The organism is Bacillus sp. G1(2015b) (genome assembly GCF_001482475.1).
GTDB classification, from domain to species: Bacteria; Bacillota; Bacilli; order Bacillales; family Bacillaceae; genus Bacillus; species Bacillus safensis.
The window spans coordinates 15,028-30,519 of record NZ_LKIC01000010.1 but is presented as its reverse complement, the minus strand read 5'-3'; the positions used below and the strand labels follow the sequence as shown (position 1 = coordinate 30,519).

Below are 15,492 nucleotides of genomic sequence, written 5' to 3'. Positions count from 1 at the left end.
ATTATTCATCTTCTTTACGAGAAGTAGAATTTGAAGGCGAATTGGAACTTTGAGAGTTGGCTTTCGCATCATCTTTCTTTTTATCTTTATGATCAGTTTGTGAGTTGCTGTTCCCATTTGTACTGTCTGAGCCATTATCAGTAGAACCATTATTTCCGTTTTCGGTATTTCCGCCTTGGTCCTGATCCTTATCTTTATCTTGATCTTTTTTGTCATCAGGCTTTTGTTCATCAGTGCCAGGGGGCTGCTGATTTTTGTTATCGTCTGTTTGGTCTGTCTGCTCGTCGTCAGGCTGCTGCGGTTCTTCTTCTTTTTTATTCTCATCATCCGCTTTTTCTTCTTCATCAGCGTCATCCTTAATGGTGAGGAAGGTAGAAGCCGCTTTACTTGTGACATCCTCTACAGTGGCTGTCACTTGGAATTTATATGTGGAGCCAGGCTTCACATCAGAGATGACCGCTTCTTTAGCAGAGCTGTTTTGAATCTCTTTATAGCCGCCATTATCAACTGCTTGCTTGACATTAAATGTAGCATCAGCGTCGTCAGAATAGCCCCAAGTCAGTGTGATGGATTTTTTCTCTTCATCATACACCGCTTTTAAGTCAGAAGGCTTATCGGCTTCTTTTTTCTCATATGTGTCAGACACTTTGGTTGGAACTGTTCCTTTAACAAAGTATTCTGTTGTCTTTTTGTCATTTGGTGTATTCGGTCCGGCTAATTTTGCTGGATCTGAACCTTTTTCAACCGTAGCTTCGACGACACTGTCTGGTTTTTCAAATGAGCCGCTTCCATCATCAATTTGAGAAATTAATCTCTGGAAGACGATTTTGGCAACACGCTGCTCGTAATCAGTCAGCCACATTTTACCGTCTGCATCTTTTGAATTACCGATTCCAGTCCAAACGGCTGCTGTATATTGCGGCGTATAACCGACAAACCACGAATCTTTCGCACCGCCGGAAGGGATATTGTATTTATTAATATCATCTTGTGTAAAGTTCGTTGTCCCGGTTTTACCAGCTACTTGAACGTTCGGTACTTGTGCAAGTGTACCAGTTCCAGATTGGACAGCAGTTTTCAGCATGTCTGTGATCATAAATGCTGTGTAATCACTCATCGCTGCTTTCGAGTCCGGCGTAAGGTCAAGCTTTGTCCCGTCATTAAATTCAACAGATGTGACAGCGTGCGGTTCGTTATAGTATCCGTTATTACCGAATGCACTAAATGCTCCAGCCATCTTCAGAGAGGAGACACCATCGTCAAATCCACCGATTGAGTAGGACTCTGGAATGTCAGAAGGTAAGTCCATACCTAAGTTATTAGCGAATTGAACGGCATTGTCCATGCCAGCTTCTTGGAAAGCTTTTAGAGCAGGAATGTTACGTGATTGTGCCAAAGCACTTCTCATCGACATTTTCCCTAAATGTCTTCTGTCAAAGTTATTAATCGGCGTCCCGTTTGAGTACGTATATGGTGCATCATCAATTTGCTGATATGTTGACCATTTTTTGTTTTCAATGACTGGGCCGTAATCTAAGATCGGTTTAATTGTGGACCCTGGCTGGCGTTTTGCATCTGTCGCATAGTTAAAGCCGCCGGCTGGTACATCACGTCCACCGCCAATGGCGCGTATTTCACCATTTTTCGTATCAAGCAGGGTGACACCCGCCTGCATACCTTTCGTAAATCCAACTGAATCTCCATTGATGATATCATCTAGGTGATCCTGTGCTTTTCGATCAAGTGATGTATAGATTTTTAATCCATCAGTTGACGGATCCACTTTGGCTTTTTTCTGTACTTCTTCCATCACTTCTTCAATGTAGGCAGAATACTTACTAGAGTTTTGGCTCTTATATTTATCAGCAGGAACGACTGTCTTGCTGATAGGGGTTGCTTTTGCAACGTCATAGTCTTTTTCTGAAATGTAGCCTTGTTTTTTCATAAGGCTTAAAACGATATTTCGGCGTTTTTCCGCTGCCTCGGGATTTTTAACTGGATTATAGACAGTAGGACTTTGTGGCATACCTGCAAGTGTGGCTGCCTGTGCAACGGTTAGTTTATTTAAATCTGTCACTCCAAAAAATTGTTCAGCTGCTTTCCCCACACCATAAGCATAAGGAGAGAAGAAAATACGGTTTAAATACATTTCTAAAATTTCATCTTTAGAGTATTTTTGCTCAAGTTGAATCGAGAGCCATATTTCCTGTACTTTCCGTTTTAACGTCTTTTGCTTGCTTAAAAGGGTGTTTTTCACAACCTGCTGTGTAATTGTACTTCCGCCTTCAGCTCCAAAGCCGTCCTCAACGTTTGCGACAAGGGCACCGCCAATACGAATTGGGTCAATTCCGTGGTGCTTATAAAAACGTGCATCTTCAGTCGCAATAAATGCGTCTTTTACCACATCGGGTATATCTTTTATCGAGACATACGTTCTTTTTTCTGCACCAACTTCTGCAAACACTTTCTTGTCTTTATCATAAAGTTTTGAAGAGTATGGTGTTTTAAGCTTACTATCATCAATAGAAGGAGCGCTTGATGCAAAAACGGCAAAAGTTGTGATTCCGGCAACTAAACAAAGTAGACCGATCACGAGTAAAGATAAAAATATTTTTTTAAATAGACCTGCTTTCTTTTTGCCTTTTTTGTTCTTTTGCTTCTTATTGTTTTCTTGACTTGCTTTACGTCGCTGCTCACGACTTGTAAATTGATCAGACATCACATCTCAACCTTTCGTGTTAAACCTTTTTCGAACGTAATTGCTGCTTGCTTTCATCCGAAAAATGAAGTGTCTCCACTACTTTAATATAATCAATTCTTGGCGAATATCCAAGTGTCATTATGTGGCCAGCTTCCATTAATTCGTCTTTGCTAATGGATTTACGGCCGTTTTGCTTCTGCCGCTCCCAGAAGAAAAAGAGATCTGAAGCGGGCAAATAATAAACGGAGCCAAAAGCGGATATAATAACGAAACAAATGCCGCCTTGCTTTTCAACCTGTTTCATATGCTCAATTTGATGGTCGTGGAAATTTTTGAGCGGAAACGAGGTAGTGCTTTTGGTTTCCTTTGCTTCAAAATCGATATAGCGGCCTTTGTACACCCCGTTATAGTCTGTTGTGGAGGATTGTTTAAAATAGGCTTCTTTAATGACAGCAGCACTTCTTTTTGGATAATCCACATTCACAATTTGAACTGGGGTAGGCTTTTTATGAATGACTGCGATCCCGTTGACCAAATAGTATTGGTTCGTTTCATTTAAATCAGCCTCAAGCGTCATCCCGCGGTTACTATAAGAGGATTCGCCGCTGATTCTTTTTTTTGTCCCAATTTGTTGAATGGGCTGATACGATTTTCCGTTTGGATACCGAATCATCAAGTTTCAGCCTCCTTTTAATGCATTTTGTATTGGAGAGATCACCATGTTGTCCCAAGAAGAGCACATCATCACTCAGCAAATTTTGCGTGAAACGAAAGCAAAAAATAAAGACAACCTGACGAGGACAAATGCTTACAAGCGGTTTTATGACCGGCATCCAGAGATGAAATGGTCGCTGCTCGCTTCCTTTGTCTCGAGAAATGCAGGGTGGTCCATGACAGATTTAAAGGGCGAACTCTTCCATCCAGGTTTAACGGATCAGCAGGGGCATCTTTTTTTCACAGCATATGAAAGAGCGAATTGGCTGATCTTTTCGGATGCTTATCCTCAGCTTCTTTTGTATGAATGGTCTAAGAGATGCAGTCAACCTTTGTTTCATCTGCTGCCTTATTTCTCCGTGTCTCGTTTTATGAGCGCTGAGTGGGAACATTTTTGGCTAAAGCATGACACAGAGCGTCTGCTTTATGCACTCATCATAAATGAACAATATACTATACAATCTCCTATTATACAAAATCCTCTTCTGAAAAAGAATGTTTTTCACTCGATTCAATATCTTTTCAGCGAGTGGGGACATTTCCAAACCGTTGTTTTTCCAACGGTGGACGGGCATTTGTACGGCTTAACCATACGGAAGTTTTCCAATGTAAAGGAACGCATTACATTAGGTAAAAAACTAGCGAAACTATTATTTCGAGCCGATTTGTTTTCGGATTTTTATCATTTTTTGCATACCGTTCCGCATACTGGGTCTCGGTTTGATTTTGAGCCGTTTTTAGGGATCGCTAGAAGGTCAACACCTTTTCTTCGGACGGTTTATCCGGTGATGACACATTCATTAGACGATCAAAGGGAAGATTGGTTTCAAAAGAAATTGAGTCCATCTTTATTTGAGGCAGAGGCGCTGCCAAAGCAGATTGAGCTAACGGACTGGTATTTTCATAAAAAAAGACAGCTTCGTTTTCTTTTCTCATTAGAGCACTATTTTTTGCATAAATAAAAAGCAGGGGGTGCCTGCTTTTTTTACGTAGATGGACGATTAGGACCGCCGAGCTTTTTATCAAGCTGATCTGTACTGTTTTCTTTCCCTTTTGGATTTTGCTCTTTTGGTGCTGGCTTCTTTTTCATGAAATCTACCTCCTTTTGTCCTTAGAATTTACACAATCGGACGCAATCATACAAAGAAGGACAAGCATCTGTCGAAAAGGAAGAAATAGCGCTTATCTACACTTAGATTGGCGATTTGCTTCTAGTTTTGTCATGTGTGAAGGAGGGTGAGAAAGAAAAGAGAATGTAACGAGAGACGATAAAGGAGGAATCTGATGATGAGCGAATTTGTATCAAAAGAATCCATTATGCAGTTGTTAGAGGAAATCGAGCGAAAAATTGATGCGGTGGAAGCGGAGCTGTCTCTTGCTGTGAATCAGACAAAACGTGCAGCGATAGAAGAGCAAGAACAAATCATTGACCGCCTTGAATCAGAAGTAAAGGACTGTGAAGTGAAGCTTCATGCAGCCGAGTATAAACTGGCGGCAAGACCGGCATATCACGCCGGATAGCTTTTCTATTTGAGCAATAGGTAAACGTTTGATAGGATGGTTCATAGAGGTGAACACTTTGGATAATCAAACATTACTTGAACATACACAAAACTTGAGAATATGGATCGAAAAAGCGTATGAGCAGTACCAAAAGGGAAAGGCTGAAGAGGAGTACCCATCGTATGATTTTTATACGGATATTCAGCCAGCCGTTGATACATTTGATCAGAAAATGGAAGAGTGGCTCACCGCAGCTATCTCCTTTGTTCAACAGGTCAAACCTAGATATTTACACCAAGAACAGCTTGAAGCCGTAAAAGAAAATGGTAAAGAGGTTGTCCTGCAATCTTATTTTGGCAAACAGCATGCACCCCGTGTAAAAAATTTAGTTGAGTCAGTGGTTTACACACTGAACCTTTTAATAGAAGAAATCAAACAGCGCAGCTAAAGACATAATGCTGCGTTTTTCTTATGACTTCTTTAGGCACATCTTCTGCTTTTGATCATAATATATGAGTGACATCAATATGTGTTGAGAGCGAGAGGAGCGAGATAGATGATCCCTTATTCAAACCAGCAGCCTTATGAATTCAATCAATTCAAGCAAAGGCCTTTTCCGTATTCAGAGATGCAGCAGCAGCCTCCGCAGCCTCCAGACTATTTCATGCCGCCATATCAAGGTGGAGGTGGAATGAACCAGGCACCATCTACTGTTTATCAGCCGCCTTATGGATACCAAGAAAATGTGCCGCTTATACAGCCGCCCGAAGCGATGAATCCACCTCAAATGCAGCCGCCTGGCATGATGCCCATGCAGCCGCCTATGAATCCTTATCCTTTGCCAAGGCCGCAAAAACAGCAGCCATCTCAATTTAAAAGTGTGCTGTCACAATTCAAAAAGACTAATGGGCAATACGATTTTAACAAAATGTTTGATACAGCTGGCCAAATGATGAGTACAATGAATCAAGTAGGCTCATTGGCGAAAGGATTTACAAGCATTTTTAAAGCATAGTTAAAACCCAATAGAACGATCTATTGGGTTGTTTGCTTTGGCGCAGACACATGAAGCGATTGATCTTTCCACAAACTCTTCATTTTCGTTTCATTTATTTTTGCCGGCATTAAAATGGTTTTGGTAAAGCTGGAATACGAGGAAGTCGTATCCGTTTTGATTTTTTCCTGCACGGATAAGTGTAAATATTGGGCTTTTACTTCTAGCGCAATGTCTCCTTCGACAAAATGGTCTGGAAATTGAATCTCGATATACACATTTTGTTCATCCTCAGTCACATCGGTCGTAATTGATGCAAGTGAGTGTGATGTGGTCATGAGCGCCTCCGCACTATTTAATATCTCGTGAAACGGGGAGGATGCAAAAAATTGTTCAATCGCTTCATATAGCATATCTTCGTTTGCCAGCATTTCATGTTTCTTTTCGCCTTCATGTTTCATCTAGATCACCTCTCATCTACAGCCTATGCAGAAAGGGCTCAGGCGGTTATCAATTGATGAGAGGAAAAAATTATGATTAAATAGTGTTAATGAAGCAAGGTGTATGGGTGCAAAGGTTCATACACTGAATAGATCTAGGAAGCAAAGCTTGAAGGGAGCAAATAGACATTGCTGAAAAAATTATTCGGTTTCGGAAAAAACCAAGATGATGTAAAGGAAGAAGTCATTTATTCTCCAGTTGATGGAGAGTTAATGGATATGACTGATGTACCAGATCCCGTCTTTTCTCAAAAGATGATGGGAGACGGCGTAGCAGTAAAACCAAAAAGTGGGACGATTGTGTCACCAGTAGAGGGTGAAATCATTCAGCTCTTCCATACAAAACATGCAATTGGCATTCGAACACTCTCGGGGCTTGAGCTTCTGATTCATATCGGACTTGAAACAGTTGGGTTAAATGGTGAAGGATTTGAAGCACACATTAAAGAAGGGGATAAAGTGAAAATCGGTGATCCTCTTATTACGTGTGATTTAGAACTGATTGAAGAGAAAGCATCAAGTACAGTGACACCGATTGTGATTATGAATGGTGACCTAGTCGAACGGCTTGATAAAGAACCAAAAGGCTCTGTAGAAAAGCAAATGTCCAAGCTCTTTACAGTGAAAATGAAATAATCCATGAATAGAAAAAACTACCCATTGATAGGGTAGTTTTTTTATTAAATGAGGATATTAATCCTCCATTGGAACCCAGCCTTGACTCGCTTCCATGACAGACCACAATCCTTCTGGAATGAGGTACTTGTCTTTTTGGCTGCGTTTAATGACGGTTTCAATCTCTTGTTCTCTGCCTTCTTTAATTTTCTTTGCCCAATCTGGGTCGACGATCAGCTCTCGTGCGACAGCGATAAGAGGAATCCCTTGATTGTAAGCATGGAGTGCATCTTCAGCTGTAATGACGCTGCCTACTCCAATAAGCGGAAGAGTATCGCCGCAGCGTTCTTTTAGCAGTTCCATACGTGTCTTATTAGAATCTGCGCCTCGTCTTGCTTTAGAGCCAATCTCCATTAAAGAGATATGCAAATAATCAAGGTTTTTTGTTTTGAGAACATCCACTAATGTAAACGTCTCTGTCATTGTTAAACCAGGTGTTTCTGGTTCTTCAGGAGATAACCGGTATCCAAAGATAAACGGTTTAGCCGCATGCTCTTTGATCGCCTCTTTGACTGCATCTACAACAGCAATAGGGAAAGCTAGACGTTTTTCTTCATTTCCTCCCCATTGATCTGTACGCTGATTGCTATGTGGTGAGTAAAATTGCTGTAATAAATAACCGTTCGCCCCGTGAATTTCCACGCCGTCAAACCCAGCTTGAACCGCTCGTCTTGCCGCTTCTTTAAAGGAGTCAATAATATGAGTAATTTCCTCTTCTTTTAAAGCGCGTGCAATTTGTTTTCCATCTTTAAACACATCACTTGGCGCAACCACATCACCGTTTGGAACTAAATGAGGGAGAGCCTGAGAGCCGCCGTGATGAATTTGGACAATGGCTTTTGTTCCTTTTGCCTGGATAGCTGAAGCCAGTTTTTTCAGGCCTGGAATATCTTCATCTCTTGCAATAGAAGGCTGTCCTTCAAATGCCTTCCCATCTGGAGTCACGTTCGCACATGCTGTAATGACCATGCCCATTTCACTTGATCTAGCTGTAATGAAGTCAATTTCGTCGTTTGAAATGGTGCCATCGTCATGAGAACCAAAGTGTGTCATTGGAGCAACCACTAACCTACCATCAATAGAGGCACCTCCTGGAAACGTAAATGGTTCAAATAAAGGCTTAAATTCGTTTTTCAATCTGATCATCTTCTTCCTTGATAAAATCATTTCACTATAGAAGTGTAATCGATACTGTTACATCAGTTCAAAGTATTTGCTCATAAGCTCAGCATCAAAAAATTGCCGCCTAGTCATGCAAACAAATATTCGGTACACTAGAATGAGAGGTGGACGCAATATGAAAAAGAAAACAATGAACGAACTGATAGAAGAATTAAAGAAAGACGAACAAGTAGAGCATTGGCATGAAATTGAAACAAAGCCTGCACAGACCTCTCCCGTTCCGGAAAGAGTGGACGACAGGCTAAAAAAGGCGCTTGAAAAAAGAGGCGTGAAAGAACTGTATATTCATCAAAAAGAAGCCTTTGAACGAGTAATGGGTGGTGAACATGTAGTAACGGTTACACCAACAGCTTCAGGTAAAACGCTTTGCTACAATCTGCCTGTTCTTCAGTCGATTGCAGAAGACCAGACAAACCGCTCTCTTTATTTATTCCCAACAAAAGCGCTCGCGCAGGATCAAAAGAGTGAACTTAACGAGATCATCCACGAGATGGATGTTCCGATTCATAGTGAAACATATGATGGTGACACCTCACCAGCCATTCGGCAGCGAGTGAGACAAGCAGGACATATTGTCATCACAAACCCAGATATGCTGCATTCAGCCATTTTGCCTCATCATACGAAATGGGTCAGCTTGTTTGAGAATTTGAAGTATATTGTCATTGATGAGCTTCATACATATCGAGGTGTGTTTGGCAGTCATGTGGCCAATGTGATTCGCAGGCTAAAGCGAATTTGTGCATTTTACGGAAGTGATCCGGTGTTTATTTGCACTTCAGCAACGATTGCGAATCCAAAAGAGCTGGCGCAGCAGCTCACAGGGAGCAAAGTGCATCTTATTGAACGAAACGGAGCGCCTAGCGGTAAAAAGAATTTTGTGTTTTATAACCCGCCAGTGGTGAATAAACCATTAAATATTAGACAAAGCGCTGCCACTGTTGTCAACCAATTGGCTAAAACATTTTTAAAAGAAAAAATTCAAACGATCGTTTTTGCTAGAAGCAGAGTACGAGTAGAAGTGATTTTAAGTCACATTCAAGAGCTTGTGAAAAAGGAAATCGGTCCAAAATCGATTCGCGGGTATCGCGGAGGCTATTTGCCAAAAGAGCGGCGCGTGATTGAAAAAGGGTTAAGAGAAGGAGACATTTTAGGTGTCGTCAGTACGAACGCCCTAGAATTAGGGGTAGATATAGGTCAGCTAAAGGTATGCATTATGACGGGGTATCCTGGCAGTGTAGCGAGTACATGGCAGCAGGCAGGACGTGCTGGAAGGCGTCATGAGGAGGCGCTTATTATCATGGTGGCAAGCTCCTCACCCCTTGATCAATATATTGTCAGACACCCTGAATATTTCTTTAATAGACCGCCTGAAGCAGCCAGAATCAATCCTGAAAATCTCATCATTTTAGTGGATCATCTAAAATGTGCTTCCTACGAGCTGCCATTTCGGACGGATGAACAGTTTGGTGACATGGAAGTAGAAGATATTTTGCAATACTTACACGAAGAAGGAGTTCTTCATTTTAGTGGGAACCGGTATTATTGGTCAGATCAATCGTTCCCAGCACATGGCATCAGCCTGAGGTCTGCAAGCCAGGAAAATGTAGTGATTGTGGATCAATCAGATGTAGCGAATGTCCGAATTATTGGAGAGATGGATCGATTCAGTGCGATGACACTGCTGCATGATGAAGCGATTTATTTACATGAAGGGGTTCAGTATCAAGTAGAAAAGCTAGATTACGAGCATCTGAAGGCTTATGTGAAACAAGTGGATGTAGAATACTATACAGATGCTAATTTAGCTGTTCAGCTCAAGGTGCTTGAAATCGATCAGACAACAGAGAAAGAAGCGGTATCTGTTCACTACGGTGATGTCACTGTCAACGCAATGCCAACAATTTTTAAAAAAATTCGGCTCAGCACTGGTGAAAATATCGGCTCTGGTCCGATTCACTTACCGGAAGAAGAAATTCATACGAGTGCGGCCTGGTTTGAATTACATGAAGCAGAGCGGAGATTTGAAGAGAAAACACTTGAACAGCTGCTGCTCGGCATCGCAAATGTTCTTCAGCACATTGTACCAGCCTTTGTGATGTGTGACCGTTCAGATATTCATGTTGTTTCACAAATTAAAGCGGCACATACCGGTAAACCGACAGTCTTTTTATATGACCACTACCCTGGCGGAATTGGCTTAAGCAAAGAGGTCCAAGCTCGTTTCGATGAAATAGCCGGTGCAGCCATTCAGCTGATAGAGCGTTGCCGCTGTGAGAACGGCTGTCCATCCTGCATTGGCATGGAAATGAAAGAAGTGAGCGGAAAAAGCAGCATTGTTGAATTGATGTCTGTATTTTAAGGGGAAGGAGGAAGAGAGCTACTCATGTCACTAAAAGGGAAATTAAATAGAATGAAGAAGCACTTATCGCACAACCAGCCAAACGAAAAACGGCAAAAAGCAGTGGAAGGAAAGCCCCAACCTGTGACGGCTGATAACATCCCATTTTTAAAGGAATGGGAGCAACTGGGTGCAGCTCCATATCACTTTGAGGATTCCTTTTGTCTCATTCGAGAAGTCACCTATTTATTAGATGACAAGCATGGACTCTATTCGTTTGCGGAACTGCCAAAGATCATCGAGGCTTGGAACAAAAGCGGCATCCAGCATTCACTATCGGCTAAAGGTTACAAACCGCATGAACTGTTTTTCTTTGATACAGAAACAACAGGATTATCTGGCGGGACGGGAAATATGATCTTCTTGCTTGGACATGCGCGGGTTTTTGCTGACAAAGTAGTGGTGAAACAGCACCTGCTCACAAATCCGGGAAATGAAGCGGCTCTTTATAAAAGCTTTCTCGATGAAGTGAACGTAGAATCGCTTGTTACATATAATGGAAAATCATTCGATTGGCCGCAAGTGAAAACGAGACATACTTTGTTGCGAGATCAAATCCCTGCGCTTCCAGAGTATGGCCACTTTGATCTTCTGCATGGTTCAAGACGATTGTGGAAGCATAAATATGAACGAATGGCGCTGTCTGTGGTTGAAAAAGAAGAGCTGCACGTTCACCGGGAAGGCGACACACCAGGTTTTTTGGCACCGATGATCTATTTTCACTTTTTAAAGGAACAAAATCCGAAGCTCATCGAAGGGATTTTGACTCATAATGAATTAGACGTCCTTTCGTTAATCAGCCTCTACATCCATCTATCCAAAAAAATTCTATCTATGGATGCGGTAAAGGAGCACGATGAGAAATACGCGCTGGCTAGGTGGCATCTTGCGCATCGTGATGTACAGGAAGCTACGAAGCATTTGCGGGAATTAACAGATGCTGATTTTGAACATGCCAATCAGGCGGCTTATGATCTCTCCTTACAATATAAACGGCTAAACGAGTGGGATGAAGCAGTTCGAATTTGGGAAACATTATTTGAATCAAGTGATGTCCATTTAGCATTAAAAGCGGGTATAGAGCTTGCGAAGTGTAAAGAGCATCGCCAAAAAGATGCAAGGTCAGCTCTTTCCATCACCGAATCTTTATTATCTTTCTCATCGTTAAGCGAGCGAGACACGGAAGAGCTTGAGAAACGAAAAAAACGGTTATTGAGAAAAGCTGGGCAATGAAATATTATTACCCGGGAAAGCGCAAAAAATGACAACGTTCGGCTCTCGGCCGAAAATAAAAAATGTTTAGCACTTTTATTGTAGAAAGGCCGCGAATCCTGTAAAATAACGTTAGATATTGAATGAGGAGCGTATAGCATGTATAAGGGTCTTTTCTACTTGTTTTTTCTTGTGGTCATTTTGGTCGCTTTTGTGTTTTCAAACTATAAAGATATTTTTCTTGCCAACTTTTAAAATAGGTTAATGCATTAGTACATGTACACCTCTTGATTCATACATTGTTAATGTAAGAAAATAAAGGAGAGGGGAATGCTACATGTACCATCATCATTGCCATCCGAATGTTACACAGCCAATTGTTCATCCGACGAATCATTGCTGTACACACAGCGAGTCAACAACAATTGTGCCGCATATCCACCCGCAGCATGTGACAAATGTTCACCACCATAATTTCAAACATGTTCACTACTTCCCGCATACGTTTTCTCAGGTGGACCCGGCAACACATCAACACTTTAACTGCGGAGGACCTTGCTGTAACAGATAAAGTGAATGGGACTTTTATAAGTCCCATTTTTTAAAAGCAGGTGAAAAAATGAAAATTATTGCTGTCACAGGGTACAAGCCGTTTGAGCTTGGGATATTCAAGCAAGACGAGCCTGCACTTCAATACATAAAAGCGGAGCTTCAAAAAAGGCTGACAGCCCTTATCGAAGAAGGTCTGGAATGGGTGCTCATATCAGGCCAGCTTGGGGCAGAAATCTGGACAGCCGAAGTGGTGTTTGAGCTTCAGGAGGAATATCCAGCGTTAAAACTTGCAGTCATTACGCCATTTTATGAACAGGAAGAGCGCTGGAATGAGCAAAACAAAGAATTGTATGAAGGAATTCTTGCACAGGCCGATTTTGTAGAAAGTGTCACGCATAGACCGTATGAAAGTCCGGCACAATTTAAACAAAAGAACCGCTTTTTTATTGAAAAAACAGATGGACTTCTCGTCTTATATGATCCCGAGCATGAGGGATCGCCGAAGTATATGATTAGAGAAGCAGAAGCCTATACCGATTACCCCATTATGTACATCACAATGGATGATCTAAGAGCGCAGGTTGAGACGGAAGATCCGTTTTTTGATTAAAAGCAAGAGAAAATTTGACAACGTCACGTATTTCTGAAAAAATATACTATGAATTCACGATATGAGGTGAAAAAGATGCTTGCTGATAAAGTAAAGCTTTCTGCGAAAGAAATTTTAGAAAAAGAATTTAAAACAGGTGTCAGAGGGTACAAACAAGAAGAAGTCGATAAATTTTTAGATATGGTCATTAAAGACTATGAGACATTCAACCAAGAAATCGAAAAACTTCAACAAGAAAACCTCCACTTGTCAAAACAGCTTGAAGAAGCTGTTGAACAAGGGAAAAGACAGCCTGCACAGTCTAATACAACAAACTTTGATATTTTAAAAAGACTATCGAACCTTGAGAAACACGTTTTTGGCAGCAAACTTTATGATTGAGTCTTGCTGAAAAAGCTTGTGTCAGATGTCATTGTCGTTTATAATAACGCTTATTGATTAACGTTCGGGTAATCGCTGTAATGCTATTTAGGGCATTGCAGAGGAAAGTCCATGCTCGCACGGTGCTGAGATGCCCGTAGTGTTCGTGCCTGGCGAAAAAATAAGCCAGGGCAGCCTGGGAAAGGCTGACGGCAGGAAAAATGCCTACGTCCTTTTTAGGATATGGCAAAGTATCCTTGAAAGTGCCACAGTGACGAAGTCTCACTAGAAATGGTGAGAGTGGAACGCGGTAAACCCCTCGAGCGAGAAACCCAAACTTGGTAGGGGAACTTTCTCAAAGGAACCAAACGGAGAGAAGGACAGAGAATTCTGTAGATAGATGATTACCACCTGAGTACGAGGCATTTGCCGTTTGCAGTACGATGGAACAAAACATGGCTTACAGAACGTTATATCCGTTATAATAAACATGATGAAAACAAAGCTCTCCTATTTCAACATATGGAGAGCTTTTATCTTGAATACATAAAAGGACGAGAAAACAGGTGATAAATCAATGAAAACCTATACACTCATCGCAACAGCTCCAATGGGGATTGAAGCAATTGTTGCAAAAGAAGTAAGAGACCTTGGCTATGAGTGCACAGTCGACAATGGAAAAGTGATTTTCAAGGGGGATGCTCTTGCGATTTGCCGTGCAAACCTTTGGCTGCGTACAGCAGATCGGATCAAGGTACAAGTTGCTGAATTTTCGGCAAAAACATTTGATGAGCTTTTTGAACGGACGAAAGCGATTGATTGGGCCGTTTTTTTACCAAAAAACAGTACGTTTCCTGTCATCGGGAAATCTGTGAAATCTCAGCTTGCCAGTGTTCCGGACTGCCAGCGCATCGTCAAAAAAGCCATCGCCCAAAAGCTGAAATCCTCCTACAACATTCAGTCTGAATGGCTTGAAGAGACGGGACCTGAATATAAAATCGAGATTGCTCTTTTAAAAGATAAAGCTGTGCTTACGCTTGATACATCTGGTGTAGGTCTTCATAAACGTGGATACCGCATGGATCAAGGCGGAGCACCTATTAAAGAAACGCTTGCAGCTGCGCTCGTCCTATTAACGAACTGGACACCTGACCGTCCGTTTGTTGATCCTTTCTGCGGATCAGGAACAATCGCCATTGAAGCAGCGATGATAGGACAAAACATTGCCCCGGGATTCAACCGGGACTTTGCGTCTGAATCATGGGAATGGGTCGGCGAAGACGTATGGAACAAAGCGCGTGTAGAAGTAGAAGAAAAAGCAAACTATGACCAGCCGCTCCGCATTATTGCAAGTGATATCGACCATCGTATGGTAGACATTGCAAAAATGAATGCAGAAGAAGCAGGACTAAGTGAACTGATTGAGTTTAAACAAATGCAAGTAAAAGACTTTCAAACAAAAGAAGAGTATGGTGTGATTGTCGGAAATCCTCCTTACGGTGAACGACTGAGTGATAAACCAGCAGTTGAAAAAATGTATCAAGGAATGGGTGAAGCATTTAAGAACCTAGATACCTGGTCCATATACATCTTAACGTCACACGAAAAATTCGAAGAATGCTTCGGAAGAAAAGCGACGAAAAAGAGAAAGCTGTTTAACGGTTTTATCAAAACAGACTATTATCAATATTGGGGAAAACGCCCGCCTAGAAAACAAACAACCGAATCGTAATAAATGGCCGCATCGAAAGAAGGTGCGGCTTTTTTGTGCTGAAAAGGTATAACTCTAAGCGAGACGGAATAAACTGAACTTGATTTTAAAAAAAGAGGTGTCTTCATGATTCATTATGATCAAATTCAGTTAATCCAAAAAGCACTCGCTTCGACTGCTCAAGAAATAGAAGGGCATGAAGGTGGACAATCTGCTCAGCTTACGGCAGCCATCAAAGATTTGGCACTGGCTCAGGCATACATAGAACGTTCTGAGCATGCATTTTTAATGAAGGAAAGCTATCAACATCGCCTGCGTTCATAAAAAAAGATTGTTTTTCCCCAGCGTAAATGGTACTATTGAATGTCTGAATGATT

General features: G+C 41.6%; 17 protein-coding genes and 1 other RNA gene. 13 read left to right on the top strand and 5 right to left on the bottom strand.

Annotated elements, in window-relative coordinates; all coding sequences use genetic code 11:
• Position 1: 1 nt before the first annotated feature.
• Together AMR95_RS06915 and recU are read right to left on the bottom strand one after the other, a co-directional pair.
• Positions 2–2,719, bottom strand: coding sequence for a PBP1A family penicillin-binding protein (locus AMR95_RS06915; RefSeq protein ID WP_058837937.1), 2,718 nt, complete (start codon positions 2,717–2,719; stop codon positions 2–4).
• 19 nt (positions 2,720–2,738) lie between these two features.
• On the bottom strand, positions 2,739–3,374 hold the full coding sequence (gene recU, locus AMR95_RS06910) for a Holliday junction resolvase RecU (protein ID WP_058837936.1): 636 nt from the start codon (positions 3,372–3,374) through the stop codon (positions 2,739–2,741).
• Positions 3,375–3,420: 46 nt separating this feature from the next.
• On the opposite strand from recU, the gene AMR95_RS06905 reads away from it, so the two are divergent.
• Positions 3,421–4,377 carry a DUF2515 domain-containing protein gene (locus AMR95_RS06905; protein ID WP_058837935.1) on the top strand — a complete coding sequence of 319 codons (957 nt, stop codon included), beginning with the start codon at positions 3,421–3,423 and terminating at the stop codon, positions 4,375–4,377.
• Positions 4,378–4,400: 23 nt separating this feature from the next.
• Here AMR95_RS06905 and sspM read toward each other — a convergent pair whose 3' ends face one another.
• Positions 4,401–4,505, bottom strand: a complete 105-nt coding sequence (sspM, locus tag AMR95_RS06900) for an acid-soluble spore protein SspM (protein ID WP_039179471.1) — start codon at positions 4,503–4,505, stop codon at positions 4,401–4,403.
• A gap of 197 nt (positions 4,506–4,702) precedes the next feature.
• Between sspM and AMR95_RS06895 the strand changes: the two genes are divergently transcribed.
• The 3 genes from AMR95_RS06895 to AMR95_RS06885 all read left to right on the top strand — a co-directional run bounded on the left by AMR95_RS06895 (position 4,703) and on the right by AMR95_RS06885 (position 5,933).
• The gene (locus AMR95_RS06895) at positions 4,703–4,936 is read left to right on the top strand and encodes a DUF5446 family protein (protein ID WP_224928722.1); all 234 of its coding nucleotides are present in this window, start codon (positions 4,703–4,705) and stop codon (positions 4,934–4,936) included.
• A 49-nt stretch (positions 4,937–4,985) separates the two neighbouring features.
• Positions 4,986–5,366, top strand: a complete 381-nt coding sequence (locus AMR95_RS06890; RefSeq protein WP_228280239.1) for a YppE family protein — start codon at positions 4,986–4,988, stop codon at positions 5,364–5,366.
• 108 nt (positions 5,367–5,474) lie between these two features.
• Positions 5,475–5,933: a YppG family protein gene (locus AMR95_RS06885; RefSeq protein ID WP_058837934.1), complete on the top strand. Its 459-nt coding sequence runs from the start codon at positions 5,475–5,477 to the stop codon at positions 5,931–5,933.
• A 20-nt stretch (positions 5,934–5,953) separates the two neighbouring features.
• Here AMR95_RS06885 and AMR95_RS06880 read toward each other — a convergent pair whose 3' ends face one another.
• On the bottom strand, positions 5,954–6,373 hold the full coding sequence (locus AMR95_RS06880) for an Hsp20/alpha crystallin family protein (protein ID WP_058837933.1): 420 nt from the start codon (positions 6,371–6,373) through the stop codon (positions 5,954–5,956).
• A gap of 168 nt (positions 6,374–6,541) precedes the next feature.
• On the opposite strand from AMR95_RS06880, the gene AMR95_RS06875 reads away from it, so the two are divergent.
• Positions 6,542–7,048 carry a PTS sugar transporter subunit IIA gene (locus AMR95_RS06875; RefSeq protein WP_039183169.1) on the top strand — a complete coding sequence of 169 codons (507 nt, stop codon included), beginning with the start codon at positions 6,542–6,544 and terminating at the stop codon, positions 7,046–7,048.
• Between the two features lie 57 nt (positions 7,049–7,105).
• On the opposite strand, the gene AMR95_RS06870 is transcribed toward AMR95_RS06875, so the two are convergent.
• On the bottom strand, positions 7,106–8,224 hold the full coding sequence (locus tag AMR95_RS06870; RefSeq protein WP_231746873.1) for an NADH-dependent flavin oxidoreductase: 1,119 nt from the start codon (positions 8,222–8,224) through the stop codon (positions 7,106–7,108).
• Positions 8,225–8,384: 160 nt separating this feature from the next.
• Here AMR95_RS06870 and AMR95_RS06865 point away from each other — a divergent pair, with 160 nt between their 5' ends.
• From AMR95_RS06865 to AMR95_RS06840, 8 genes are all read left to right on the top strand, one after another.
• On the top strand, positions 8,385–10,631 hold the full coding sequence (locus AMR95_RS06865) for a DEAD/DEAH box helicase (RefSeq protein WP_058837931.1): 2,247 nt from the start codon (positions 8,385–8,387) through the stop codon (positions 10,629–10,631).
• Between the two features lie 24 nt (positions 10,632–10,655).
• Positions 10,656–11,903: a ribonuclease H-like domain-containing protein gene (locus AMR95_RS06860; protein ID WP_058837930.1), complete on the top strand. Its 1,248-nt coding sequence runs from the start codon at positions 10,656–10,658 to the stop codon at positions 11,901–11,903.
• A gap of 316 nt (positions 11,904–12,219) precedes the next feature.
• Complete coding sequence (locus AMR95_RS18790) at positions 12,220–12,453, top strand: CotD family spore coat protein (protein ID WP_082672215.1); 234 nt, start codon at positions 12,220–12,222, stop codon at positions 12,451–12,453.
• Between the two features lie 48 nt (positions 12,454–12,501).
• Positions 12,502–13,044 carry a DUF1273 domain-containing protein gene (locus tag AMR95_RS06855; RefSeq protein WP_058837929.1) on the top strand — a complete coding sequence of 181 codons (543 nt, stop codon included), beginning with the start codon at positions 12,502–12,504 and terminating at the stop codon, positions 13,042–13,044.
• Positions 13,045–13,119: 75 nt separating this feature from the next.
• Positions 13,120–13,425, top strand: coding sequence for a cell division regulator GpsB (gene gpsB / locus AMR95_RS06850; protein WP_012010336.1), 306 nt, complete (start codon positions 13,120–13,122; stop codon positions 13,423–13,425).
• Between the two features lie 60 nt (positions 13,426–13,485).
• Positions 13,486–13,872, top strand: an RNA gene (rnpB, locus tag AMR95_RS18785) — RNase P RNA component class B.
• Between the two features lie 109 nt (positions 13,873–13,981).
• Positions 13,982–15,136: a THUMP domain-containing class I SAM-dependent RNA methyltransferase gene (locus AMR95_RS06845; RefSeq protein ID WP_058837928.1), complete on the top strand. Its 1,155-nt coding sequence runs from the start codon at positions 13,982–13,984 to the stop codon at positions 15,134–15,136.
• A 105-nt stretch (positions 15,137–15,241) separates the two neighbouring features.
• Complete coding sequence (locus AMR95_RS06840; RefSeq protein WP_058837927.1) at positions 15,242–15,439, top strand: hypothetical protein; 198 nt, start codon at positions 15,242–15,244, stop codon at positions 15,437–15,439.
• The last annotated feature ends 53 nt before the right edge of the window (positions 15,440–15,492 follow it).

Excerpts from the sequence above, each read along its gene's own strand:
- AMR95_RS06885 (WP_058837934.1), top strand. The coding sequence starts at position 5,475 with ATGATCCCTTATTCAAACCAGCAGCCTTATGAATTCAATCAATTCAAG.
- AMR95_RS06840 (WP_058837927.1), top strand. The coding sequence starts at position 15,242 with ATGATTCATTATGATCAAATTCAGTTAATCCAAAAAGCACTCGCTTCG.
- AMR95_RS06880 (WP_058837933.1), bottom strand. The coding sequence starts at position 6,373 with ATGAAACATGAAGGCGAAAAGAAACATGAAATGCTGGCAAACGAAGAT.
- AMR95_RS06860 (WP_058837930.1), top strand. The coding sequence starts at position 10,656 with ATGTCACTAAAAGGGAAATTAAATAGAATGAAGAAGCACTTATCGCAC.
- recU (WP_058837936.1), bottom strand. The coding sequence starts at position 3,374 with ATGATTCGGTATCCAAACGGAAAATCGTATCAGCCCATTCAACAAATT.
- AMR95_RS06895 (WP_224928722.1), top strand. The coding sequence starts at position 4,703 with ATGAGCGAATTTGTATCAAAAGAATCCATTATGCAGTTGTTAGAGGAA.
- AMR95_RS18790 (WP_082672215.1), top strand. The coding sequence starts at position 12,220 with ATGTACCATCATCATTGCCATCCGAATGTTACACAGCCAATTGTTCAT.
- AMR95_RS06915 (WP_058837937.1), bottom strand. The coding sequence starts at position 2,719 with ATGTCTGATCAATTTACAAGTCGTGAGCAGCGACGTAAAGCAAGTCAA.
- AMR95_RS06905 (WP_058837935.1), top strand. The coding sequence starts at position 3,421 with ATGTTGTCCCAAGAAGAGCACATCATCACTCAGCAAATTTTGCGTGAA.
- sspM (WP_039179471.1), bottom strand. The coding sequence starts at position 4,505 with ATGAAAAAGAAGCCAGCACCAAAAGAGCAAAATCCAAAAGGGAAAGAA.
- AMR95_RS06845 (WP_058837928.1), top strand. The coding sequence starts at position 13,982 with ATGAAAACCTATACACTCATCGCAACAGCTCCAATGGGGATTGAAGCA.
- gpsB (WP_012010336.1), top strand. The coding sequence starts at position 13,120 with ATGCTTGCTGATAAAGTAAAGCTTTCTGCGAAAGAAATTTTAGAAAAA.
- AMR95_RS06865 (WP_058837931.1), top strand. The coding sequence starts at position 8,385 with ATGAAAAAGAAAACAATGAACGAACTGATAGAAGAATTAAAGAAAGAC.
- AMR95_RS06855 (WP_058837929.1), top strand. The coding sequence starts at position 12,502 with ATGAAAATTATTGCTGTCACAGGGTACAAGCCGTTTGAGCTTGGGATA.